General features: G+C 66.8%; 20 protein-coding genes. 9 read left to right on the forward strand and 11 right to left on the reverse strand.

What is annotated here, in order from left to right:
* Window positions 1-99 precede the first annotated feature (99 nt).
* A complete protein-coding gene (locus tag ERC79_RS13525) occupies window positions 100-1,536 on the reverse strand; it encodes a carotenoid oxygenase family protein (RefSeq protein WP_131578890.1) in 1,437 nt (478 codons plus the stop codon).
* A complete protein-coding gene (locus ERC79_RS13530) occupies window positions 1,533-2,504 on the reverse strand; it encodes a sterol desaturase family protein (RefSeq protein WP_131578891.1) in 972 nt (323 codons plus the stop codon). The genes ERC79_RS13525 and ERC79_RS13530 overlap by 4 nt, the downstream gene beginning before the upstream one ends.
* 143 nt (window positions 2,505-2,647) lie before the next feature.
* Between ERC79_RS13530 and ERC79_RS13535 the strand changes: the two genes are divergently transcribed.
* Window positions 2,648-3,103 (forward strand): Rrf2 family transcriptional regulator, encoded by a 456-nt coding sequence (locus ERC79_RS13535; protein ID WP_131581113.1) that lies wholly within the window; start codon window positions 2,648-2,650, stop codon window positions 3,101-3,103.
* Between the two features lie 19 nt (window positions 3,104-3,122).
* Here ERC79_RS13535 and cydC read toward each other — a convergent pair whose 3' ends face one another.
* Both cydC and ERC79_RS13545 read right to left on the reverse strand, forming a co-directional pair.
* Window positions 3,123-4,826: a thiol reductant ABC exporter subunit CydC gene (gene cydC, locus ERC79_RS13540; RefSeq protein WP_131578893.1), complete on the reverse strand. Its 1,704-nt coding sequence runs from the start codon at window positions 4,824-4,826 to the stop codon at window positions 3,123-3,125.
* Window positions 4,823-6,436, reverse strand: a complete 1,614-nt coding sequence (locus ERC79_RS13545; RefSeq protein ID WP_165497120.1) for an ABC transporter ATP-binding protein — start codon at window positions 6,434-6,436, stop codon at window positions 4,823-4,825. The genes cydC and ERC79_RS13545 overlap by 4 nt, the downstream gene beginning before the upstream one ends.
* A gap of 78 nt (window positions 6,437-6,514) precedes the next feature.
* Here ERC79_RS13545 and ERC79_RS13550 point away from each other — a divergent pair, with 78 nt between their 5' ends.
* The 8 genes from ERC79_RS13550 (at window position 6,515) to ERC79_RS13585 (ending at window position 17,318) form a co-directional block, all read left to right on the forward strand.
* Window positions 6,515-7,573 carry an iron ABC transporter permease gene (locus tag ERC79_RS13550; RefSeq protein ID WP_242676562.1) on the forward strand — a complete coding sequence of 353 codons (1,059 nt, stop codon included), beginning with the start codon at window positions 6,515-6,517 and terminating at the stop codon, window positions 7,571-7,573.
* Window positions 7,570-8,379, forward strand: coding sequence for an ATP-binding cassette domain-containing protein (locus tag ERC79_RS13555; RefSeq protein WP_131578897.1), 810 nt, complete (start codon window positions 7,570-7,572; stop codon window positions 8,377-8,379). The genes ERC79_RS13550 and ERC79_RS13555 overlap by 4 nt, the downstream gene beginning before the upstream one ends.
* A 7-nt stretch (window positions 8,380-8,386) precedes the next feature.
* Window positions 8,387-9,307, forward strand: a complete 921-nt coding sequence (locus tag ERC79_RS13560; RefSeq protein WP_131578899.1) for an ABC transporter substrate-binding protein — start codon at window positions 8,387-8,389, stop codon at window positions 9,305-9,307.
* A gap of 111 nt (window positions 9,308-9,418) precedes the next feature.
* Entirely contained in the window at window positions 9,419-10,018 is a 600-nt protein-coding gene (locus ERC79_RS13565; protein ID WP_131578900.1) for a TetR/AcrR family transcriptional regulator, read from the forward strand.
* A 26-nt stretch (window positions 10,019-10,044) separates the two neighbouring features.
* On the forward strand, window positions 10,045-12,393 hold the full coding sequence (locus tag ERC79_RS13570) for an MMPL family transporter (protein WP_131578901.1): 2,349 nt from the start codon (window positions 10,045-10,047) through the stop codon (window positions 12,391-12,393).
* Between the two features lie 100 nt (window positions 12,394-12,493).
* Window positions 12,494-14,227 carry an ABC transporter ATP-binding protein gene (locus ERC79_RS13575; protein ID WP_131578903.1) on the forward strand — a complete coding sequence of 578 codons (1,734 nt, stop codon included), beginning with the start codon at window positions 12,494-12,496 and terminating at the stop codon, window positions 14,225-14,227.
* A gap of 26 nt (window positions 14,228-14,253) precedes the next feature.
* Window positions 14,254-16,152, forward strand: coding sequence for an ABC transporter ATP-binding protein (locus ERC79_RS13580; RefSeq protein ID WP_131581116.1), 1,899 nt, complete (start codon window positions 14,254-14,256; stop codon window positions 16,150-16,152).
* A gap of 2 nt (window positions 16,153-16,154) precedes the next feature.
* Window positions 16,155-17,318, forward strand: coding sequence for an acyl-CoA dehydrogenase family protein (locus ERC79_RS13585; protein ID WP_131578904.1), 1,164 nt, complete (start codon window positions 16,155-16,157; stop codon window positions 17,316-17,318).
* Between the two features lie 25 nt (window positions 17,319-17,343).
* Here ERC79_RS13585 and ERC79_RS13590 read toward each other — a convergent pair whose 3' ends face one another.
* The 7 genes from ERC79_RS13590 to ERC79_RS13620 are packed head-to-tail and all read right to left on the reverse strand — an operon-like array spanning window position 17,344 to window position 24,624.
* Complete coding sequence (locus tag ERC79_RS13590) at window positions 17,344-17,715, reverse strand: holo-ACP synthase (RefSeq protein ID WP_242676563.1); 372 nt, start codon at window positions 17,713-17,715, stop codon at window positions 17,344-17,346.
* The gene (locus tag ERC79_RS13595) at window positions 17,715-18,752 is read right to left on the reverse strand and encodes a phytanoyl-CoA dioxygenase family protein (protein ID WP_131578907.1); all 1,038 of its coding nucleotides are present in this window, start codon (window positions 18,750-18,752) and stop codon (window positions 17,715-17,717) included. The genes ERC79_RS13590 and ERC79_RS13595 overlap by 1 nt, the downstream gene beginning before the upstream one ends.
* A gap of 38 nt (window positions 18,753-18,790) precedes the next feature.
* Window positions 18,791-19,963, reverse strand: coding sequence for a hypothetical protein (locus tag ERC79_RS13600; protein ID WP_131578909.1), 1,173 nt, complete (start codon window positions 19,961-19,963; stop codon window positions 18,791-18,793).
* Window positions 19,960-20,691, reverse strand: coding sequence for a hypothetical protein (locus ERC79_RS13605; protein ID WP_131578911.1), 732 nt, complete (start codon window positions 20,689-20,691; stop codon window positions 19,960-19,962). Before ERC79_RS13605 ends, ERC79_RS13600 begins: the two co-directional genes overlap by 4 nt.
* Window positions 20,692-20,717: 26 nt before the next feature.
* Window positions 20,718-21,479: an SDR family NAD(P)-dependent oxidoreductase gene (locus ERC79_RS13610; RefSeq protein ID WP_131578913.1), complete on the reverse strand. Its 762-nt coding sequence runs from the start codon at window positions 21,477-21,479 to the stop codon at window positions 20,718-20,720.
* A 50-nt stretch (window positions 21,480-21,529) separates the two neighbouring features.
* Entirely contained in the window at window positions 21,530-23,266 is a 1,737-nt protein-coding gene (locus ERC79_RS13615) for a prenyltransferase/squalene oxidase repeat-containing protein (protein ID WP_131578915.1), read from the reverse strand.
* A complete protein-coding gene (locus tag ERC79_RS13620) occupies window positions 23,263-24,624 on the reverse strand; it encodes an AMP-binding protein (protein ID WP_165497121.1) in 1,362 nt (453 codons plus the stop codon). Before ERC79_RS13620 ends, ERC79_RS13615 begins: the two co-directional genes overlap by 4 nt.
* Between the last annotated feature and the right edge of the window lie 25 nt (window positions 24,625-24,649).

Raw genomic sequence — 24,649 nt, forward strand, 5'->3', positions numbered from 1 at the left:
GCTGCATGAGACCTGAAGACGCCGGCCATGCCAGTTGCTCCGTAATCCGCACTTGCGACAGGAGAACCAACGTCGCCACCGACACAACGATGGGCACCATCACCCCGTCGCTGTCGGTATCCAGTTGCCGTGGAACCCCGCCGGAACATGTTGTGGAAGTCGGACGGCGGCTCTGTCCTCCAAGGTCTGGGCATCCAGGATCCGCAGCTCCGTCTCGTTGCGAGCGAGATCGGACACCAAGCCCATGACGATGCCGTGCCCCTCGGCGCTGTCTGGGGAATCCGGGTGAAAGACGAACTCCCCGACTGCCGATCGCGGTCCGAAGTCGCGAGTGGCGACCGCGCCGCGATCTCGATCCGTGCGGAGCAGTCGGTGCTCTCCGGAGAGGTCGTCGGTGCCGGAGACCAGCCAGCAGTCGTGATGGACCGCGGTGGTGAGCCGCTCGTCGAATCGGGGAAACTCGACATGCTCGTCCCCGAGCCTCTCCCGTCGGACCGAACTACCGGTCCGTGGAAGGTGCCAGCGTTCCAGGCGCGGCCGACCCTCGGAGGGGCCGGTGAGGTCTCCGTCGAACACGCGTTCATGGACTACCAGATCGACGACGACGCCATCGCTCGTGCTGACCGCGTTGACGGGATGGAACACGTAGCAGGGTTCGACGTCCAACCAGATCGGCGTCGAATCTCCCTGCCGGGGAATCAACCCGACGCGCGCGGGATAGCCGTCGTCCCAGGAGTACGGGAAGCTCCCCACTCGTGTCCGTGGAACACGGTTGAGGACCGGGTGGGGCAGCCGGATGCGGCCGATCGTCGCGCCGAGCGCCAGGGTCGCCAGCGGGCGCAGTGGGCGCGGGACGTTCGCCGCAACGGCGCTGCGGACGTCGAAGGTCACCGGGAGGTCGTAGATCACCACGTAATCTCGGGTCAGGGAGAACGCGTGCATCATCGGACTGCCCCCGACGCGGATCGGGATCTTCTTCCGGAGGCGACCGTCCGGGCCGATCACCGTGTACTGCACCGTGTCACCCCGACCGAAGTGATATGAAACTGCGTGAAGCTCTCCGGTATCCGGATCCTCGATGGGGTGGGCCGTGTAGCCGCCGCGGACTGTGCCATCGAAGTCGCAGACATCGACCGTCTCGAGTTCCTCGGAGAGCTCCGCGCACGCCACGCCTCCTTCGACGAGGGCGAGCGTGCGTCCGGCGAACCCGATGACGTTGGTGTTCGCCGACGGTCCGTGCAGGGGCGATCTACCTCGTTCGGGAGGAGCCGACCGCTGCAGGGCCGCCGAGGTGACCTCCGAGTCGACCCATCGGTTCCGGTACCACAACGCCTGTCCATCGCTGATACGAATGCCGTGAACCATGCCGTCGCCGGTGAACCAGTTGTATTCGGCTGGAACGACATCGGCAATCGGATTGGGTCCGTTGCGGAGATACCTGCCGTCGAGCCAGTCCGGAATCGCGCCACGAACAGGAAGGTTGTACTCAGTCAACTCGGTGCGGACCGGCGCATAGCGCTCGTCTACGAAACTCATCGCAGCCGATGGGATTCGTGACGGTCGATGGCGCTGGCAGGGTCGACTTTCTGGTGTCCCTGGCCCGCGCTCGACGGCGCCCATCCGGGCGGGCCGAACACATAGCCGGCGCGCTCCCGCCACGATGATGTCGAGCGAAAATCGCGTCCGATCGCGGCATACTCGTGAGTTTGCAGCTTCCAGATATCGTGGGTGCCCACCGGTTTCGTCAGACCGTAGGTGGGGCGCTGCTTCTCGGCTCGGAATGTGCCGAACATGCGGTCCCACACGATCAGGATGCCGCCGTAGTTGCGGTCCAGGTACTCGGGATCGCAGCCGTGGTGCACACGATGGTGCGACGGGGTATTGAAGATGAATTCGATGGGCCGCGGCAGCTTGCCGACCCGCTCGGTGTGTACGAAGAACTGGTACACCAGGCTTACCGAGAATCCTACGAAGACCATCCATGGCGGAATGCCGATCAGTGGCAAAGGAATCCACATGAGGATCTCGCCACTGTTGTTCCATTTCTGACGTAGCGCGGTGGAGAAGTTGAAGTACTCGCTCGAATGGTGCGCCTGGTGCGTTGCCCAGATCAGCCGGATCCGGTGCGCCATACGGTGATACGTGTAGTACAGCAGGTCGATGCCCACCAGCAGGATCACCCACGTATACCAGGCATTCGCCGGTAGGTGCCACGGGGCGAGATACACCCAGATCGCGGAGTACCCGATCAGCGCGAGGGCCTTCCAGAATGCCGTCGTCGCGATCGACACCAGTCCCATCGAGATCGATGCCCGCGCATCCCGGTACTCGTAGCCGGCCGTGGGCGGGTGCGCGCGGCCGTCGTGGATCTCAGCTTCTTCGAGCTTGCGGGCTGCGAACCACTCGAGACCCAGGAAGACGACAAACGCCGGTATCGCGAGGGTTACCGGATCGCCGAGCGGTTCGAGCAGCGAACCCCACGCCCCGGTGAGGGTCTCCCACATGATTCCTCCGAGCTGTCGAATGCACCTGAGTGGACTTCGCGCGCCTGCCCGAAAATCTACCCCGTGAGGTGACCTGGGTCACTGCCAACGTGCTGGTGGGTAACGTCTGTGCCGACACGGTGTCGGATCGGGCGGGGGTTGGCGTGCACATCACGGCGAGGGTGGACTGCGCGGTGCGCGCCCTCGTCGAACTCGCGGCCTCCGCACCCGGTCCGGTCAAAGCCGAGGTGTTGTCGAGTTCGCAGTCCATTCCTCACAAATTTCTCGAATCGGTGCTTGCCGATCTGCGTCGGGGTGGCCTGGTGAGCAGCAGGCGGGGACCCGACGGTGGCTACTGGCTGACCCGTCCCGCCGCCGAGATCACGATCGCGGACGTGATCCGCACCGTCGAGGGTCCGCTTGCATCCGTGCGCGGCGAGCGACCCGAGGATGTCACGTACGACGGGCCGGCCGAGTCGTTGAAACAGGTGTGGATCGCTGTTCGGGTGAACCTGCGGGCGGTGCTCGAGGGGGTCACCGTCGCCGATGTCGCCGCGGGTGCGCTGCCGGAGTTCGTGACGGAACTGACCGCCGATCCGGGGGCGTGGCGTCGACGCTAGCCCCGGTACCTTCCTCGGCTCACCCGGCTTTGTATGCCGATACTCGCCCTTCGTCGATCTCGAGAACCGCGTCGCAGATCCCGAGCGTTGTGTGACGGTGCGTGATCCACAGGACGGTGCAGTCGCCGATCGCGTCCGCGAGCCGGCCGAGGACACGACGCTCGGTGGATTCGTCGAGTTGGCTCGTGCCTTCGTCGATGACGAGGAGTTGTCCGCCGTGCACCACCGCACGCGCAATTGCCAGACGCTGGCACTGACCGCCGGACAGCGCGGCGCCGCGCTCGCCGACATGCGTTTGCAGCCCGTCTGGCAGTACCCGCACGGTGTCGGCGAGATCAGCGATGTGCAGGGCGCGCCACAGTTGCTCGTCCGTCGCCGCCGGATCGGCCAGTCGCAGGTTGTCGGCGACGGTGCCGTGGAGCAGGAAGGGCTGCTGGTCGATCACCGTGACGCGGCGGCGGAGCTCGGCGGACGGAATGCGGCGCATGTCCGCGCCGTCCCACGTGACGGCCCCTGCGGTGGGGTCCCAGATTCGGGCGAGCAGTGCCCCGATTGTGGACTTGCCGCTGCCGGTCGGGCCGACGATCGCGACGGTGTGCCCTGCCGGAATCGTCAGGTCGACCCCAGTCAGCGCCGGCGGCCGTACGTCACGGGACGGGTAGGTGAAATCGACATTGTGGAAACAGATTTCGGGTGGACCGTCGCCCGGGATCCAGACCGTGTCCGGGGCCGGCTCGGGAGCCGCCGGCTCCTCCTCCGCGATCGCTCGAACCCGGTCGAGGGATGTGCGGGTGCTGCCCAGGAGGGCGGCGAAGCCGTCGACGGCCTCGAGGGCCGGGAACGTCGCGACAGTGACGGCCACCGCGACGGCGACGGACGCCGAGTCCAAGCCGAGGGCTGTGCCGACCGCCACGATCACGATCAGCACTCCGGCCTGCGCTGCCCGGGTCGAGCCGGCCCGGATCGATGCCCACCGGGCAACGATGCGGTGCTGTGCGCCGGACGCGGCGTCGAGCCGGGCCAGATCCGTGCGGCGACGATTCTCGGCGCCGTACGCGGTGATCTCGCGCAACCCACCGACGGTGTCCGTCAGGTGCGCCGACATGACCCCGCCGAGTCGTACGGTCTGCCCCTCCGCGCGTTGGGTGGTGCGCCGGCCGGCGAAGGGGATCACCGCGCCGAGCAACAGCAGGAACGGCGCGGTGACCAGGGCTACTGCGGGGTCGACTTCTGCCGCGAGATAGCAGAGCACGCCGACCGGCACGATCACCGCCGTGACGGCGGGAACGACAGAGTGGGCGAAGAACACCTCGAGGCGGTCGATGTCGCGGGTGACTCGGGCGAGCAGGTCGCCCGTGCGGCGCTGCACCGTGACGGCGGGAGCCAGGACTGCCAAGCGCTCGTAGAAGAACACCCGCAGCATCGCCAGCGCGCGGAACGCGACCCAATGGCCGGTGTAGTGCTCGAGGTACTGAAAGAGGCCTTTGATCGCGGCGAGTCCGACAAGCACGCCGAACACCGTCCATGGCGCGCCGCCTCCGGTGGTGGCCGCCGTGACCACCGCGTGCGCGGCGTACCCGAGTAGAGCGATACCCGCAGTCAAGCCGACGACGCGGCACAGTGCCGAGATCGCCAGCGGCCATCGCACGGGGCGGCCGAAGGCCAGCAGCCAGCCGGTCATGGAGACGTGTCCGGTGACACGGGCAGTGGCGGCGGCTGTCATGTAGTAGCTCCGATCTCGATCGTGCGGTCTGCGAGGGCGAGCAGGCCCGCAGAATGGGTCGCGATCACCAGGGTCGTGTTCCCGGCCAGTGATGCGAGGGTGTCCGCAATCAGAGCTTCGGACCGGGCGTCGACATGGCTGGTCACCTCGTCCAGGACCAGCATCGGAGTGCGGCGCAGCAGTGCGCGGGCAAGCGAGAGCCGCTGGGCCTGTCCGCCGGACAAGCTCGTGCCGAACTCGCCGACCTCGGTGTCGAGACCATTTGGCAAACAACGGATCTCGTCGGCCAGATGGGCGCGGTCGAGAACTTCCCACAAGTCGGTGTCCGACGCGACGGGCGCGGCCAGGCGCAGATTGTCGGCGACGGACCCGCTGAACAGGTAGGTGTTCTGGTGCATCGCGGTGACGAAGGCGCGCGGGTCGGCCACCACGCCGTCGAATTCGACAGTGCCCGCGTCCGGGCGCAGGTCGCCGGACAGTAGCGCCAGCAGGGTGGACTTACCGCCCCCGGACGGCCCGGTGAGTACGACAGTCTCTCCGGCGGCGACCGCGATGGTGGTTGCCGACAGCAGTGGAAGACGCCCGGGGTAGGTGAAGTCCACATCGCGTACTGCGCACGAGACGGGCGTCTGCACGGTGGCCGGCATCACCGGCGTCGCCGACCGGTCCGAGTCGTCGTCCGTGCCGATCAGCGCCGCCGCCTCGCGCTGGGCAGCGGCGCCGGTCATGCCGATGTAGAAGAACTGGCCGATGTAGTCGATGGGGGCTGTGAGCAGCAGTGCGAGGAGGACCAGCGTCAGCGCTCGGCCGAGGGGCAGCTCTCCGCTGGTCCCGAGGTGGACGCCGACGGCGGCCGCGGTGCCGACCACCCCGCCGTAGAAGACGATATCGGTCACGAGCAGGACGATCTGGTTGCCGAGTAGCAGTCGCATGACGGTGCGGCGCTGCAGCTCGCTCTCGTCGGCCAGGTGGGCGGCCTGCTGGTCCGTGCGCCCGAGAAGTGAGACCGTCCTCAGCCCGCGCAGAGCTTCGAGGAACTCTCCCGCCAACCGCCTGGACTGTGTCCGGTAATCGGCCGCAGAACGCCGGAACAGTCGTTGGAAACCGCCGACCGTGACCGGGGCGAGCAGGACCAGAACGAACAGGAGTCCCGCGAGCACCCAGCTCACCGTCGTCGCGACCACCACGAGCGCGATGAGCGGTGCGGTCCCGGCCGCGATGATCGACGCGACGAAGCCGCCGCGCAGCGCGGCAACCTTCGCGGCACCGTCGAACCCGGTGGACACTATCCGGCCGGTCGCAGGGAGTGCCGCGCGGGCAAGGACGGTATCTGCTGTCAGCACACGTGTCAGCAGGCGGTTGCGCACCGTCTGCTCGACGAGGCGTTGCGCGCGGTCGTTGATCAGGGGGACGGCCGTGACGGCCGCGGCACCGACGGCGGCGATGAGGAACGAGAGTATCCAGTTCCACTGAAAGGAACTGTCGGTCAACGAATTACCGAGTGCGAGATAGAACAGGCACATCGCGACGGATGCGGTCCAGGAGAGCGCGACCGCGCCGCGGACGTATGCGCCGATGGGCATGCGCAGCGCCGATGGGGACTGACGCATCCTCGCCTCCATTCGATAATGAAAACTGTTATCGTTTTCGATCTATCGGAGCTTACTGCATGGAAAGGCCCACTCCCGTTGCCCCCCAACACTCCCGTCGTCGACTCGGTCCCGGTCGCTCGGCGACGACTGCCTCCCGCCGCGCTGGCCGTTCCCGCCGCCGGGCTCGTCCTGGCGGCCCTGGCCGCCGTCTCGCTCGGCCCTGTCTCGGTACCCTGGCCCGACGTCCTCGACGCCATCGCCACCCGGGGTGGCGCGGGGGTTCCGCATGCCGCGCTGGTGTGGGACGTGCGGGTGCCCCGTGTGCTGGTCGCAGCGATGGTCGGTGCCGCCCTCGCCGTTGCCGGCGCCGTCATGCAGGCAGTTTTTCGCAACCCACTCGCGGACCCCGGCATCACGGGGGTCTCCTCCGGCGCCGCAGTCGGTGCTGTCGCGGTGCTGGTAACCGGGACATCGGTGTTCGGGTCCGCAACCCTGCCCCTCGGCGCTTTCCTGGGTGCGGCGGTGACGATGATCGCGCTGCTCGTCGTGACGCGGCTGCGCCGCGATGCCTCTCCGATGACTCTCGTCCTGGTCGGGATCACTCTCGGCTCGTTCTGCTCCGCGCTGACCGCGGTGCTCGTCGCCAACGCCTCGGAGGACTCTGCCGTGCGCTCCGTGGTGTTCTGGGTCAACGGTGATCTCACTGCTCGCGTGTGGGGCGACGTGTATCTGTGCACCGTGCCGATTCTGGTGGGAACCGCGATCCTGCTGTCCCGCCACCGGGTACTGGACGCGATGTTGCTCGGCGAGCGCACCGCCACGAGCCTGGGGGTCGACGTACGCCGGCAGCAACTGTTGCTACTGCTCGCCGGCGCGCTCGTGACCGGCGCCGCAGTCGCCGTTACCGGCGTGATCGGCTTCGTCGGCCTGGTGATCCCTCATGCGGTGCGGTTGATCGCCGGGCCCCGCCACGCCATGCTGCTGCCCGCCGCGATGCTCTCCGGTGCTGCGTTCCTCGTCCTGGCTGATCTGGGTGCTCGATTGATGTTCGATCCAGTCGTCTTGCAGACCGGAACCGTTGCCGCCCTTGTAGGTTCACCGGTCTTCGGTTATCTGGTCTTGCGTCGCGGGAGTGGACATGAGGGCGCCGCATGAGCGCGGAAGCCCTGCTCCGGTTGCGGGCCGTCCGGGTGGACCGCGGGCGGCGGACGATACTGCACGACCTCGATCTCGACATCGCGCCGGGTGCCGTCGTCGGGCTCATCGGACCCAATGGTTCGGGCAAGACGACGCTGCTTTCGGCCATCGGTGCGGGCACGGCTGTGGCAGCAGGCCAGATCCTTTTCGGAGAAAAGGATTTGACGTCGTTGAGGCCACGGCATCGGGCGCGGTACGTCTCATTCGTGCCGCAACAGACGGGCCTTACCTTCGACCTGACCGTGCGAGAGATCGTCGCGCTCGGCACGATTGTGACCGGGCATGCCAACTCTCGGGACGAACTGGTTGCCGCGGCGATCGAGAGCGCCGGATGTGCGCACCTTGCCGACCGGCCCGCCTCCCGATTGTCTGGTGGGGAGGGGCAACTCGTCCAGATTGCCAGGGCGCTCGCGCAGAATGCCCCCGTGCTCGTGATGGACGAACCGATCTCCGCGCTCGACATCGCCCACCAGCTCACCGTCCTGACCCTCGCCCGCGCGCAGGCCGACAGGGTGGATTGCGGGCGCGGACGGGCCGTGGTCGCCAGCCTGCACGACATCGACCTCGCCGCCCGGTTCTGTGATCATCTCGTCCTGATGCAGTCCGGGCGCATCGTCGCCACGGGCACCCCGGACGAGGTGCTCGAGGCCGAGCTGCTCGCCCGGGTCTATGGCGTGCACATCGGCACCTGCCGTGACGAGATCACCGGCACCTTGCGCGTGACCGCCCTTCCTGCCTCCAGCCCAATCACCCCTTGCCCATAGGAGCACCATGAACCCGACTTTTCGCCGACCCGGCCTGCTCACCGCGCTCTGCTGTGTAGCGGCCACCCTCGTCGGATGCACCTCGCCGGCCCCGCCCGCCTCGACCGAGGCCACGACCGTCGCTGCGCCGCAGCGCATTGCGGCGATCTCTCCTGACGTCGCCGAGACCGTCGCGGCGCTCGGTGCAGGCGACCGGCTGGTGCTGATCCCGGAGACCGCGGTCAACCCGGCATTGACGAACCACCTGTCGGTCATGCAGGCCGTGCCGGCGACCATCGCGTCCCACGGTCCGGCCGACCCCGAACAGATCCTCGCCACCGAACCGGATATCGCGATCATCACTCCCCGGCACGAGGGCGAGAGCGATACCGCCGCGCTGCTGGAGGCGTCCGCCGTTCCGGTGCTCACGTTGCCCAACTCGTGGCAGTCGGGTGCGGAGATGCTCGCCAACATCACGTTGATCGGGGATGCCATCGGCGCCCCGGAACAGGCCGCGGAACTCGTTCGTGAGCTCGATGAGGGGCTCGATTCGGTCGAATTCCCTTCCGGGCCCGCTCCGTCCGTACTGGTCCTGAGCAATCAGGCCGGTCGCCCGATGGTCAACGCGGGCAGGGGATTCACCCTCGATCTGCTGGCCCGCGCCGGAGGGCGCAATGCCGCAGACGATGCCGGGCTGGTCCGTACGGCTCTCGCGGATCCGGAGCAGGTCGCCCGTGCCAACCCTGACGCGATTCTGCTCGTCGACATCCGCGGTGCGGGCGAGGGCTCGTTCGCGTCGGTCCTGGAGAACCCCGCGGTGGCCGCCCTGCCTGCAGTGCAGCAGGGGCGGATCCTCGTGCTCGACGGGAAGCGTAGTCAAGCGCTCGGCCTGCGCTCGATACCCGAAGGTCTCTCGCAGTTGCGTGGGTGGCTTACCGGACTGGGCTGACCGATGCGGTGTGGCGTGCGACGCACAGTGCCTCGGTGTGTGGCCAATCACACAAAAGGTGCAGAGCTCTGCAATATTGCAGAGCTCTGCACCTTCCGTACCTTGGAGAGGGTGAGTGAAACGCTCGGTCTGCGGGACCGGAAGAAGGTGGCGACGCGCATCGCGCTCAGCGAGGCCGCCGCCCGCCTCGTCAAGGAGCGGGGCATCGAACTCGTCACCGCCGACATGATCGCGTCCGAGGCCGGTGTGTCCACCCGTACGTTCCACAACTATTTCTCCTGCAAGGAGGAAGCCGTCCTGCACCATCTCGAGGCGCAGGTGCTCGAGTGGGCCGATTGGTTGCGTGAACGACCGGCCGACGAACCCATCCTGGATTCGCTCGAGCTCGTCGTGGTGCGTGCACTTGCCGAGTCCGGTCGACAACTCGAGGAGATGAAGGCGCTCGTCGACTTCATCGACTCGAGCCCCACTCTGCTGGCCAAGAAGATGGAGATGCACGTACGGCTCACACCGATGCTCGACGAGGTCATCGCCGAGCGCACCGGGGCCTCCGGCCTCTACCCGGGCCTGCTGCAGATGGTGGTCGGCGCCGCCTGCAAGGCATCGCTCGACCTGTGGATGAGCGGTCGGTCGTCGGCCGAGAACCCCGAGCAACTCGTCCGTGAGGCCTTCGTCCACCTGCGTTCAGGTCTTACCGCCCCCACGCGCTAGAACCACCCGATCACGAAGGAGCCACCATGGCCACCTATCTCTATCGGATCGGCCGATTCGCCTACCGGCGAAAAGGCACGGTCCTGTCCATCTGGCTGGCCATCCTGGTTCTGATGGGTGTCGGCGCCGCGACGCTGTCGGGTCCGACGAACGACTCGTTCTCCATTCCCGGAACCCCGGCGCAGAAGGCGCAGGACCTGATGGCCGAGCGGTTCCCCGACTCGGCCAAGGATCCGTTCAGCTCCATCTCTGCCAGGTACGTCTTCGCGGCGCCCGAGGGCCAGACCCTCGACAGCCCGGAGAACCAGGCCGCGATGGACGCGACACTGGCTCAGGTCCGCGGCATCGCGCTCGTCGATCCGGCCGCCAAGGTCGACCCGGCCACTGCGTCTCCCGAGGCCGCCCAGGGTGCGCTGGTCAACCCGGTCGTCGCCGACGCCGGTCTGACCCAGAAGCTGGCGGCCCAGGCCGAACAGACGGGCAAGCCCCTCGACGTCGCGCGGGCCGACGCCGCGGCACTGTCCCCGCTGAGCCCGGACAAGACGGTCGGTTACGTCGAGGTCCCCTTCTCCGGCACCTTCGAGAACGTCGACACCGAACTGATCGACCAGATCGACGCCGCCGCGCAGGTCGCGCGTGACGCCGGGCTCACGGTCAAGGTCAGCGGCAGCGCTGCACAGGCTCCCGAGATGCCGGGTGGATCCGCCGAGCTGATCGGCCTGGCCGTCGCCGCGGTCGTCCTGCTGCTCACCTTCGGTTCCCTCGTCGCTGCCGGGCTGCCGCTGATCGCCGCGATCATCGGTGTCGGCATCGGCAGCCTCGGTATCACCATCGCAACCGGATTCACCGAGCTCGGATCGATGACCCCGACTCTGGCGGTGATGATCGGCCTCGCCGTGGCCATCGACTACTCGCTGTTCATCGTCTCCCGTTTCAGGCACGAGGTCAGTGTCAGCGGTAACCACGAGGAGGCTGCGGGCCGCGCGGTCGGCACCGCCGGTTCGGCAGTCGTGTTCGCCGGCCTGACGGTGATCATCGCGCTCGTCGCGCTCCGCGTCGTCGGCATCAAGTTCCTCAGCGACATGGGCCTGGCCGCGGCTTTTGCGGTGCTCGTGGCGGTGCTCGTGGCGCTCACCTTCCTGCCGGCCTTCCTGGGTTTGCTGGGCCGTAAGGCGTTCGCCGGCAAGGTTCCGTTCGTCAAGGCTCCGGATCCGGAGGCCGAAGACGCGGTTCCCGGCGCGGCCGCCCGCTATGCCGGCTGGGTCGCCCGCAAGCCCGCGATCCCGCTGATCGCCGGCATCGTCGTCCTCGGCGCGCTGGCACTGCCGGCCGCCGGACTCAAGCTAGCTCTGCCTTCGGAGAGCACCGGCGACCCCGCCACCAGCTCGCGGCAGGCTTACGACCTGGTGTCCGACGCGTTCGGACCCGGCCGCAACGCCCCGCTGCTCGTCGTCGTCGACGCCAGGGACGCCACTGTCCCGGCGCCGGAGGCCTTCGGTCAGGTGGTCCGGACCATCTCGGAGCAGGACGATGTCGTCAATGCTCAGATCGTGGCGATGAACCAGGCCGGGGACACCGCACAGATCCTGGTGACTCCCGGCAGTGCACCGGCCGACGCGAAGACCATCGACCTGATGCAGTCCATCCGTGACGGTGAGGGCGCGCTCAACGAACAGATCGGCGTCCACTACGGCGTCACCGGACAGACCGCGCTCGAGACCGATGTCTCGGACCGCCTGCTCGACGCCCTGGTGCCGTACCTGATCATCGTGGTCGGGCTCGCGTTCATCCTGCTGATGCTGGTTTTCCGCTCGATCCTGGTACCGCTGACTGCGGCCCTCGGCTTCCTGCTCAGCGTGGCCGCCACGTTCGGCGCTACTGTCGCGATCTTCCAGGAGGGCTGGGGCGGGCTGATCGCCAACCCGCAGCCTCTGGTCAGCTTCATGCCGATCTTCCTGATCGGTGTGGTGTTCGGACTCGCGATGGACTATCAGGTGTTCCTGGTGACCCGGATGCGGGAGGAGTACGTGCACGGTGCGTCCGCGAAGGGCGCCATGACCATCGGCTTCAGCCATGGCGCTCGCGTCGTGACAGCCGCCGCGCTGATCATGATCTCGGTATTCGGGGCGTTCATGCTCGAGCCCAACTCGTTCATCAAGTCGATCGGATTCGCGCTCGCCGCAGCCGTGTTGTTCGACGCGTTCATCGTGCGCATGGTGATCATCCCGTCGTTGATGGCGCTGATGGGCGACAAGGCCTGGTGGCTGCCGAAGTGGCTCGACAAGATCCTGCCCAACGTCGACATCGAGGGCGAGAAGCTGGCCCGTGCGCTGCCACGGGACAAGCGCGAACTCGAAGACGCAACGGTTTCCTGAAAGCCGATGTGAACATCCAATGAAGAGGGAGGGATCGGACCCCACTGCGCGGGCCTGATCTCTCCTTTTTCGTCCTTTCGATTGGTAACCTTCGCAAACCATGCTGATCAGACTCCTCGGCACCTATCTGGGGCCATACAAGCGCGAACTCGCCGGCGTCATCCTCCTCCAACTCGTCGCCACCGGCGCTGCGCTCTATCTGCCCAGTGTCAATGCCGACCTGATCGACAACGGTGTTGCCACCGGCGACACCGGCTACATCATGACGGCGGGCGCGAAGATGCTGCTCGTGACGGTGGTGCAGATCATCTGCTCCATCGGGTCGGTGTACTTCGGTGCGCGCGCCGCGATGGGCTTCGGCCGTGACGTGCGCAGCGCCGTCGTGGGCCGGGCCCGGGCGTTCTCATCGCGCGAATTCGGCCGCTTCGGCGCGCCTTCTCTGATCACCCGCAGCACCAACGATGTGCAGCAGGTGCAGATGATGGTGGTGCTGAGCGCGACCATTCTGGTGATGGCCCCGATCATGTGCATCGGCGGCATCGTGATGGCGATCCGTCAGGACGCCGGCTTGTCCTGGATCCTCGCGGTGAGCGTGCCGCTCCTTGCCCTTGTGATGATCGTCATGATCTCGAAGATGGTGCCCGCGTTCCGCACGATGCAGACGCGGATCGACGCGGTGAACCGTGTGCTTCGCGAACAGATCACCGGAATCCGCGTGGTCCGCGCATTCGTGCGCGAGCGTTCGGAGGCCGAGCGATTCGACGAGGCCAACTCCGCCCTCACGAACACCGCGTTGAAGGTCGGCCGAATGGCAGCGTTGATGATCCCGCTCGTGATGATGATCGCGAATCTCACCAGCGTTGCGGTGATCTGGTTCGGCGGCCACGAGATCGACAAGGGCACCATGGGGGTCGGTTCCCTGACCGCACTGCTCAGCTACATCATGCAGATCCTCATGGCGGTCATGATGGCGTCGATGATCGCGATGCTGGCCCCACGTGCGGCGGTATGTGCCGAGCGCATCACCGAGGTGCTCGACACCGAGCCGTCGGTGGTGCCCCCTGCCGCCCCCGTCACCGTGATGGACCAGCCCGCACTCGTCGAACTGCGGGATGCCGAGTTCAAGTACCCCGGCGCCGAGGAGCCGGTGCTGCGTGGCATCAGTTTCACTGCCGAGCCCGGAAAGACCACCGCCATCATCGGCGGCACGGGCTCCGGCAAGACCACGCTGCTCGGCCTGATCCCGCGTCTGATCGACGTCACTGCCGGCTCGGTTGCCGTGTCGGGGACCGACGTCCGGGAGCTCGATCCCGAGCTGTTGCGCTCGCAGATCGGTCTGGTGCCGCAGAAGGCGTTCCTCTTCTCCGGCACCGTCGCGACCAACCTCCGCTACGGCAAGCCAGACGCCACGGACGAGGAACTGTGGCGCGCACTCGAGATCGCGCAGGCCGCCGACTTCGTCCGCGCGATGCCCCAGGGACTCGACACCCCGATCTCGCAGGGCGGCACCACTGTTTCCGGTGGTCAGCGACAGCGTCTCGCGATCGCCCGCGCGGTCGTGCGCCGCCCCGCGGTGTACCTGTTCGACGATTCGTTCTCGGCGCTCGACCTGAGTACCGACGCCAGGCTGCGTGCGGCGCTGAAACCCGAAACCGAGGATGCCTGCGTGATCATCGTGGCCCAGCGTGTGTCGACGATCATCGACGCCGACCAGATCATCGTCCTCGAGGAGGGCGCGACGGTCGGCATCGGCACGCACGAGCAACTGCTCGAGACGTGCGCGACGTACGTCGAGATCGTCGAGTCCCAGCGTTCCGTGCAGGAGGCGTTGTGAGCACCGCGGCCCAGTCCTCGCCCCCGATGCCAGGAGCCCCCGGGGCGCCGGCGGCGAAGGCACAGAACTTCGGCGCGTCCATGAAGCGTCTGCTGGGACGGCTGCGTTCGCATCGGCTCGCGGTCTCGTTCGTGCTCGTCCTCGCCGCCGCCAGCGTCGTGCTGTCCGTCATCGGCCCGCGCCTGATGGGCCATGCCACCAACATCATCTTCGATGGTGTCATCGGCCGGCAGCTGCCGGAGGGCCTCACCAAGGGCGAGGCTGTAGAGGGGTTGCGCGCGGCAGGACAGAACCAGTTCGCCGACATGGTCTCGGGTATGGACGTCGTGCCCGGCGCCGGCATCGACTTCACGGCCGTCGGACGCGTGCTCGCGCTCGTGCTTGCGCTGTACATTGCGTCGTCGTTCGTGTCCTGGTTGGCTGCGTACCTGCTCAACATCATCGTGCAGGGTGTGGTGCGGGATCTGCGCAACGACGTCGAACGGAAGATCAACCGGCTTCCATTGCGCTACTTCGACACCACCTCGCGTGGTGATCTGCTCAGCCGCGTCACCAACGACATCGACAACGTCTCGCAGAGCCTGCAGCAGACGCTGAGCCAGCTGGTCATTGCCACACTCAGCGTCATCGGCATCCTTGCGATGATGATCATCATCTCGCCGCTCCTGGCACTCATCGCGGTTCTGACGGTGCCACTGTCGGCAATCGTCGCGGCCATGATCGCGAAGCGGTCCAAGCCGCATTTCGGCGCGGTGTGGAAGACGACCGGTGAGCTCAACGGACAGGTCGAGGAGGCTCTCACAGGCCACGAGCTGGTTACCGCGTACGGCCGCAGCCGTGAGGTCCAGGCCGCGTTCCAGGAAAAGAACGAGCAGCTGTACCGGTCCGGGTTCAAGGCGCAGTTCATCTCCGGCATGGTGATGCCGGCGATCATGTTCCTCGGCAACCTGAACTACGTCGCGATCGCCGTCATCGGTGGCATGCGGGTGGCGTCGGGCACCATGAGTCTCGGCGACGTGCAGGCGTTCATCCAGTACTCGCGCCAGTTCACGCAGCCGCTCACCCAGATCGGTTCGATGGTGAACCTGCTTCAGTCGGGCATCGCGTCCGCCGAGCGCGTGTTCGCGGTCCTCGACGAGGACGAGCAATCCCCGGATGTGGATCCTGCGGCCACGCCGGCGCAGGCCCGCGGCCGGGTGCAGTTCGAGGACGTTCGGTTCAGCTACGACAAGGAGACCCCGCTCATCGAGGGCCTCTCGCTCACCGCGGAGCCGGGACAGATGGTCGCGATCGTCGGACCTACGGGCGCCGGCAAGACGACGCTGGTGAATCTGATCATGCGGTTCTACGAGCTCGACGGCGGACGTATCACCCTCGACGGCACCGATATCTCGCAGATGACCCGCGACGACCTGCGCTCGCGGATCGGCATGGTGCTGCAGGACACGTGGCTGTTCGGCGGCACGATCCGCGACAACATCGCGTACGGGCACCCGAACGCGACCGACGAGCAGGTCCGCGAGGCCGCTCGGATGAGCTACGTCGACCGTTTCGTGCACATGCTGCCCGATGGCTACGACACGGTCATCGATGAAGAGGGCAGTAACGTCAGTGCCGGCGAGAAACAGCTGATCACGATCGCGCGGGCATTCATTGCGCAGCCGGCGATCCTGATCCTCGACGAGGCCACCAGCTCCGTCGACACTCGCACCGAACTACTGGTCCAGCAGGCGACGGCGTCGCTGCGCAGCGACCGGACCAGCTTCGTGATCGCGCATCGGCTCTCCACCATCCGTGACGCCGACCTGATCGTGGTCATGGAGGATGGCCGGATCGTCGAGCAGGGCAACCACGACGAGCTGCTCGAGCGTCGCGGGGCGTACTACAACCTGTACAACAGCCAGTTCGTGGGAGCGGTGGACTGAGTATGACGATGAAGCCGCTGGACCTCTTCGGGATCGACGCCCTCCTCGGTGACGAGGAGCGCGACATTCAGGCGACGGTCCGGCGGTTCGTCGACGAGCGGCTCCGACCGCAGCTGCCGGAGTGGTTCGAGTCGGGGACGCTGCCCCGCGAGATCGCCCGTGAGCTGGGCGGTCTGGGTCTGTTCGGTATGCACCTGCAGGGCTATGGCTGCGCCGGCACCAACGCAGTCAGCTACGGCCTCGCGTGCCTCGAACTCGAGGCCGGCGACAGCGGGCTGCGCAGCTTCGTCTCCGTGCAGGGCTCGCTGTCGATGTACTCGATCCACCGGTACGGCTCGGAGGGTCAGAAGCAGGAGTGGCTGCCGCGGCTCGCCGCGGGTGAGGCGCTCGGCTGCTTCGGCCTCACCGAACCGGACTTCGGCTCCAACCCCGCGGGCATGCGCACCCGCGCCCGCCGCGACGGCTCCGACTGGATTCTCGACGGCACCAAGATGTGGATCACCAACGGCAGCCTCGCCGACGTCGCGACGGTGTGGGCGCAGACCGACGACGGCGTACGCGGCTTCCTCGTGCCCACGGACACACCGGGATTCGCCGCCAACACCGTGCACGGCAAGCTGTCGATGCGGGCGTCGGTGACATCCGAACTGGTGCTCGACGGTGTCCGGCTGCCCGCGTCGGCGCAATTGCCCGGCGCGCACGGCCTCGGAGCTCCGCTGTCGTGTCTGAACGAGGCGCGCTTCGGCATCGTGTTCGGGGCGCTCGGCGCCGCTCGGGACAGCTTGGAGACGGCCATCGCGTACGCCGGGACGCGTGAGGTGTTCGACCGCCCCCTCGCCGGCTATCAGCTCACGCAGCAGAAGCTCGCGGACATGACGCTCGAACTCGGCAAGGGCATGCTGCTCGCGCTGCAATTGGGCCGGATCAAGGACCGCGGCGAGATCACCCCCGATCAGATCAGCGTCGGCAAGCTCAACAACGTTCGCGAGGCCATCAAGATTGCCCGCGAGTGCCGCACCATCCTCGGCGCCAACGGCATCACGCTCGAGTACTCGCCGCTGCGACATGCCAACAACCTCGAGTCGGTGCTCACGTACGAGGGCACCAGCGAGATGCACCTGCTGTCGATCGGGCGGGCGCTGACCGGGCATGCCGCGTTCCGCTGAGTGCGGGCGCAGTATGGCCGAAGAATCAGCGCCACCCACGTCTCTCTCCCTCGAGGAGGACGATAGCGGCAGCAAACCCTCCGTCGTGGGTGATCGTGAGGTGGGGCTTCGAGACTCCGAGGACGTGTGCACGCGCTGCGACCTTCCCGGTCAGGTGGAGGGTTGGCTGACCTGATGCCAAAGGGATCACTTCAACGTCACCCCAGGGCAGGTCACCGCCGCCCAGCGCCTTGGCGAGTGCCTCCTTGGCCGCGAAGCAACCAGCCAGCGACTCGACCGACCGATCGAGTTCTGAGGGTCCGAACAGTCGGGGTCCGAGGATCGGAGTTCGCTCGAGTGCTTTCTTCAAGCCTTGAACTTCGACGAGGTCGATCCCGATGCCGATCATGTAGGACATCATCGATGTCCTTGTTCGACGGGTCCGTAGTCGCCGTCGCTCCAACGGCGCAGGTAGGCCTCGGCGACAGCACGGGCGTATACGGGACGGCCAGGAAGCGGCCTGCCGGCGGCGGCCAGGCGAGCCCGTGTCTTTTCCCACCGTGTCCGCCACTCCTCGCCGGAGGTGACGACCGACTCGGGGTGGGTCACCGAGCGGAGCGGGATCGAGGGGAACCACGGCCGGTCACCCGGCCGGGTGTGGTCGAAGAATCGGAGGTCGAAGCTCCAGCGCGGGAAGTCCGAGATGTTCGGCGCCGAGGCATGAGCGACATGCTTGTGCAGGATGATCACGTCGCCGAACCTGGCCGGCAAGGTCACCGCCTTGCGGTTCAACTCCGCACGGAGCTCGGGACCTACTGGCCACGGCACGCTATCGGGCACGTGGTGGCTTCCGGGCAGGAAGAGTAGGCATCCATTCTCTGCCCCAACGTCGCGGAGCGGGATCCAGACCGTGATCAGTGGGGTGTCCATGGACTCCTCCACCATCGTGATGCCGTCGGTGTGCCACGGTGTCTCGGCCGCCGTATTGGCCGCTGAGCGTCCAACGTGGCTCGTGGTGGCCTTGGCGGCCGGCAACTTCAGTCGGATGTGCGCGTTGCCGCTGACCGAGATCTCGTTGCCGATGAAGGACTCGATCGTGTCGAGGAGGTGGGGTGTGGAGATGAGGCGGAGCAGCCCGGGTCCGACGTGGAACAAGGCGTCAGACGTGATCGCGGAGAAGGGGCTGTGCGGCAGGCAGATGTCCAACTCGGCGAGCAACTCGGTGTCGAAACCGTGGACAGCGCTGAGCATGAGCAGGTCCCGCTCGAAGTCGCCGATGAAGCGGTTCAATACTTCGGGGGCGATCAGGCCGCGGCCGCACCACCGTTCTGCTCGCTCACGAAGGAGATCTGCGAACTCTTGGCGTACGGCAACGAAATCGCCGGGCCGAAGTACGCCCGGCACTCTGACGACGCCCTGCTGGTTGAATTGATCGATCAGCTCTTGAGTGATCATTCTTCCCTCCTGTTTTGGTTGGCGAGGATCGCGGCGCCCTATGCGGCACGGTTCGGGACCGAGTAGGGCTCGGGGATGGTCGGAATGAACTGATTCGCCTTTGTCACGCGGACCTTGCCCATGGGCGACCAGTCGAGGACGACATCGGTCCGGACGCGGATCGGCACGATGTCGATGCGGTCGCTATGCAGCCGTAAGTGCTGATGAAGATCACCGGCGTCGTCTCCACCCCGGGCGTCGACGATCAGTTCGATGTGCTCGCCCCAGAGCGGGTCATCGATCGGAGTCGTCACGAAATTGAGTCCGGGAAGAAGCTCACGAAGTTGGCCGTCGAGGTGATCGAGGTCCACCCAGCTTCCTCCCGGCTTCACCCGGCGGCTGGCTCGACCGACGATGCGCATGGTCCCCCTGTCCATGCCGCAGATGAGGTCGCCTGTCGTTACCGCGTTTGCCGGTGCCGCCGACTCGACACGGCGGCCGACGCGGGCGCTGCAGACCGTGAGTAGGTGGATGGCATCGTCGAGTTCGCGACCATGTACGGAACTCTGGTCGTTCGGGACCACTTCGACGTCGGGGACGACGACCCATGGCGTCTCGCGCATGGTCGTGAACTCGCGCGCAGCGACGACGCCTGTCTCCGAGGCGCCGAAGAGCTCCACGCCGGTGATGCGGCGACCGCGACACTGCATCGCCTGCACGGTCTCGTCGGCGAGTCTGGGCAGTCGAGCCCCGGCGTGGACAACCGTGACCGCCGGATCCTTCGACGGTGTGTTCCTGCTCTCGAAGAAATCGGTCAACGTCGCCGGCAGGGTGTTCCACGACGGCGGAATCGAGAAGACCAAGGGCTGGTTCCCGACGAGCGGGAGCCGGCGCGTGCCCCACCGGTCGAACCGGTACGGGATTTTCAGTTTCGCGGCGACGAGGATCGCGACGTATCCGTACAGCGATTCAGGCGGGACGGTGGAGTAGACGGCATCGTGGTCGTCGCCGAGCACGTCCACCGTGGTGGCCGCTTCCAGAGACAGCTGCCGCGCATCGCGTGCCCAGGTGACCGGGCTGCTCGAAGTTCCGGACGTGGTGAATCCCACCTCATCGACGCTGGCGAGCAGGTGCTCGAGTTCGCCGTCGAGCAGGTGGCGGAAGTCGGTGGTCCAAACCGAGCCGAGATTGGACGCCGACTCGAGTGCCACCGCCGTGGCCACGGTCGTCATTCCACACCTCCCGCCAGCGTGGTGAGGGTGTCGACCAGGTGGCCGAGAGTGACTGTGTCGCCGAACATCTGCTTGACCCGCTCGGTGCCGACGTCGAGGGTGTTGAACGGCAGGCCCAGCCACGACTCCAGGTTGGTAGCGATCTCCGCCTTCGCCAGCGAGTTCCACCCCATTGGGTTGGGGACCAAGGCGAGGAGCGTGCTGTTCGGCAGGGCCGAGCGAACATGCCCTCCCCAGAAGCGCGCCAGTAGCTCGCGGACGTCCTCCTCGACCGTGTCGGCCCTCGGCTTCGCTCCGGTGGGCATGTCCTCGGCGGCGACCGGGGCGGCGACCGGGACGGGTCCGCGCGGTATCCGCGTGGCTCCCATCGACACCGTGCCGATGTAGGCGTCGACGGCCTCGCGCGGAACGAAGTCGATCGCTACATTCGACGACCCGACGCCGAGGTCCTCGAACACGCGGACGATGGTGCCGACGAACTTGTCCCGGAACTCCTGGCTGCGGCGAGTCGAGATGTAGACCCGCAGGAGCGCGAAGTCGTGCTTGCCGAGCACTTCGTCGAGCGACTTCTGCCCGGCGTAGATGAGCGTGTGCTGTATCGGGCGGAACTCGGTGGACACATGCTCGGCTGACATCCCCTCGTCAGCGAACAAGCTGGTGATCGCGCCCTGGACGCGGCGGTGTTGCTGCTGGTTGTGGATCGATGTGACAACTTCGATTCGTGGCATGGCTGTTTCTCCTTTTGACTTCTCCATTAACGAGTGCCGCCGTTGACGCCCAGGTTGGCTCCGGTGATGAATGAGGCCTCGGCGGAAGCGAGGAAAGCGACGGCGTCGGCGATGTCGTGGACCGTCCCGGCACGGCCGACCGGAGTCTCGGCGATCAGTGGGCCGGTGATCTCCGGTCCCCAGGCGCCGGTGAACTCGGTGTCGGCGATGAAGCCGGGGGCAACGGTGTTGACGGTGATGCCCTGCTCGGCCAACTCGCGGGACAGCCCTAGCGTCAGGCCGTGGACGCCGGCCTTGGCAGCCGCGTAGGCCGTTGATCCTGGGCGGCGCCCGCCCGTGACGGCCGCGATGCTGGAGATGTTGATGATCCGTCCGCCGTTGCGGCGCAGGAACGGAGCGAACGCGAAGCTCGTGTAGGCGGCGGAGGTCAGGTTGAGGAGGACTTGCTGGTCCCACAAGTTGACGACATCCGCGTACTCCATGGATGTGAGCACGCGGTCGGGGCGAGCCCCTGCGCAATTGATCAGGATGTCGATCTCTCCGTGACGCTCCTTGATCTCGGCGGCGGCCTCGGCCACCTGCTCGGGATCGGTCAGATCGGCCGGGTGAACCGTGGCCTTGCCGGGGAGATCGGCAGCGAGCTCATCGAGACGGTCCTTGCGGCGGGCGATCAGGGCGAGGTCACCGGTCGGCGACATCGTGATGGCGATCTGCTTGCCGATACCGCTGCTGGCGCCGGTCACGACGATGACGCGGGAATTGCCGGACGGGATGTTCTGGGTGGTCATGTTCTTCTTCCTCTCGATCGTTGCCCCGGAACGGTTCCGGGATGTCGGTGCTACAGGCTGAGATCCGGGAGCCGGGCGCCGTCAGCCGCGTTGGCGATGAGGGCGGCGAGCGCGGTTGCCAGCAGGCCGCCACCCTCTGAGCTAGCGGGACTCCAGGCCACACCGTTCGGGTGCACGGTCAGGTGGTTGAGCCAGCTGCGGGCGGCAGGCAAGCTGTCTTCGTCTCCCATCGACTGATGGGCAACCAGCACCGCATAGGTGGTGGCGAGGTCCGGCACCGCACGCGTACTACGTCGAAACGCACCGTCGACACGCAGACCCCGGATGATGCTCAGGCATGGGGTGATGTCGATGGACGCGTCCGATGCGCCGGTGATGGCATTCGCGGCGCGGACCAGATTGGCGGTAGTCACGGCGTCAACTGGTCGACTGTCATCGAGACCCTCGATAGCGTTGCCCACCCAGTTGGCCAGGGCGCCGAGACCGGGGAAGCTACCGAGCATGTCGGTGCGGGCCAAGGTCGCGACCACCGCTGCAGTCGAGACCGGCTCGCTGACCCGCCCGGCCCAGCGGCCGAATCCGCCGTCGAGATTCTGCATTCGCGACGCCCAGGTGAGCAGCGCGTCGGCGTTGTAGGAGATACCGGCCGCGTCGAGCGCGGCGGTCGCCCACTGGGAGGTGCGTGCTTCAGCCCCACGTCCCGGCATGTACGCGAAGCCGTCGTCATCCGGCATCATGCAGGACGCGATCCAATCGGCCGTCTGGCTGGTGCCGTAGCCGGCGAGCAGTGCTGCCGACGTCGACAGCACGTCTCCGGCGTCGGTGACGTTGGTATACGTGTAGCCGCCGTGCGGAAGCTCGCAGGATTCGACGAACGAGACGACCCGAGGTGCCAGCGTGGCGAGTCGGTCCGGGGCAACGACCCGTAGTACCCGTACCGCCTGCCTGGTTGCCCAGACATCCGCTTGCGTGTGGTAGGCCGGTCCGCGACGGAAACCGCCGGTGGCTTCGTCGAAGTGGGCCATGACGAACTCGATCACGGAGGTCCGGTTCGGGATCGGGATCTCGAGGGCGTCGAGGACGGCCACCGCCTCGCCGGTACCCCACATACACGGTGCGCTGTGCGAGTCGAGCGCAAAGCCCCCAGCATCGATCTGCTGGCCGATCACGAATGTCGCGAGCGCCTCGATGTCGGCGTAGCCGGCGAGAAGGGGAACGGCAGCAACCTGCCGGAGGGCTTCGACGCAGAAACCAGTTGCGCGTACGTCCCCTGAACCGCGACGGGCCTGCTCGGGCGTCCAGGTGATGCCACCGTCGGAGGCTTGGGCAGAACCGATCCAGCGAGCCAGCGGCGCCTTCCTCACGGACGTCGGGTCGTAGCGCGCTTGGGCAAGCGCGGCGAACCCCGTCGCCCAGGCGTCAGGTTTTCCTCCAGGGAACATGGCGTAACCGCCGTTCTGCTCCAGCGAAGACAAAAACGATGCCCAGGCCGGCGGCGCCACGTACCCGAGGTTGAAGAGGATGCCCGACCCGTAGGTCGTCGACCAGGCATCCTCCTGCGCTCCTATGGTCTCGCCCATGCCCCGAGCCGAGGCTCGGCTGAGCACAGCGCGGGCGGTCATGAGGTGTGATGCCGGTCGATGCTGAATGTCCGAAAGGGCGGCCGTCGCGCTGTGCGAAGCGAACAGATCGAGCTGGTTACTGCGGAATCCACCGCCGGTGACCGCCAGATCCGCAAGGTCTACCGCATGTCGGGGCGCATCCGCGCGGAGCGAGGTCGGGATCATCGGATCACCTCGCGACGAACTCGCGTCCGAGCCCACGACTTCACGACGCCGGCAGTACGCGCGATCGGCGATACCGCATCCACGACGGCGGTGTCGACCCCCAGCTTCGTCTCGATGGTCGCGGCGATAGTGCTCCCTGCCGGCGAAGAGCCTGGCAAGAGGCTGATCTCGATGCGTGTCAGATTGTCATCGAGATCGGCGACGAGCTGGTAGTCCTCGACCGCCGGGTCGGCGAAAACCGTCTGCTCGATCCCGGCCTGCTCGATCCAGTGGCCGTGGATCCGGATGCGGTCGTCCAGGCGGCCGAGCACTTTGAAGGCCACGCCGTCGAGGCCGCACGGGCAGGAGAGGGCATCGACCCGATCGCCCGTGACGTATCTGATCAAGACAAAGTGGCGGAAGAGCGTCGGTGTGACGACCAGCTCGCCGCGGACGCCGGCCGCCAGCGGCACGAGCGAGCCGTCCTCGATGAGGACCTCGTAGGTACCGCGGCCGACCATCGAGTGAAGGTTGCCGAGACGGCACCCGGTTGCGATGGTGCCGCACTCGGTGCCGCCGAAGGAGCCGTCGACCACAAGTGCCTGCCACGAACGGCCCAAACGGCGCCGCATGGCCGGGGTGTTGGTGGCCCCCAACGTCAGCAACGTCGTTGCAGTAGAGCGGATCTCGTCGAAGACGCCGAGGGCGCGCAGTTCGTGTTCAGCGTCGAGTAGAACGCCGGGCGTGGCGATGATCACGGTCGGGCTGAACTCCGTCACGGCCTCTGCGAACTGCATCCAGTTGGGGCCAGAAGGTGTGTAGGGCATCAGACGGGCTGTGACAGCGTCGAGGGTGTACATGATGTGTTCGACCAGGAGGCCGGCAGCGGAGCGGTTGTGGTCAAGGAGGCTGGCCACGCGATGCGGGCCGTTAGGCAACAGCGTCGACCAGCGCTCGGCGATCCCCTTCGCGTTCTCCTCGACCTCGTCGCGTGAGCGGTAGACGACCGTCGGGCTGCCGGTGCTACCCGAGGTGCCGACACGCATCGCCGGCGTGTGTAGCGGCGTCATGTAGCGCGCCGGGGCGGCCTTGACATCCGCGGCGGACGTGAGCGGCAGATCCTCGAAGCTGGTCCCTGAGATGCCGGTGTAGGCGTCGGTCTCCAGTGCGCGATCGAGGTGTACCTCGACGTCCACCGGACCGTTCTGCGAGCGCGCCGTCTCGGATTCGGCATCGTGCCCCCTCGGCGGCACCTTCGGCGACGCACCGTCGATCTTCGGCTGCGCAACGGCTGCGGTGACACGCCACCTGGTATTGCCGGCGAGTGCCTCGATGTGCGGCGCAACCGGTTTGGTCGCCGGAATCTTCCTGAGCATCATCTGGACCTCTCTCTGGTCGGGACTC

Source organism: Rhodococcus sp. ABRD24, from assembly GCF_004328705.1.
GTDB lineage: Bacteria > Actinomycetota > Actinomycetes > Mycobacteriales > Mycobacteriaceae > Prescottella.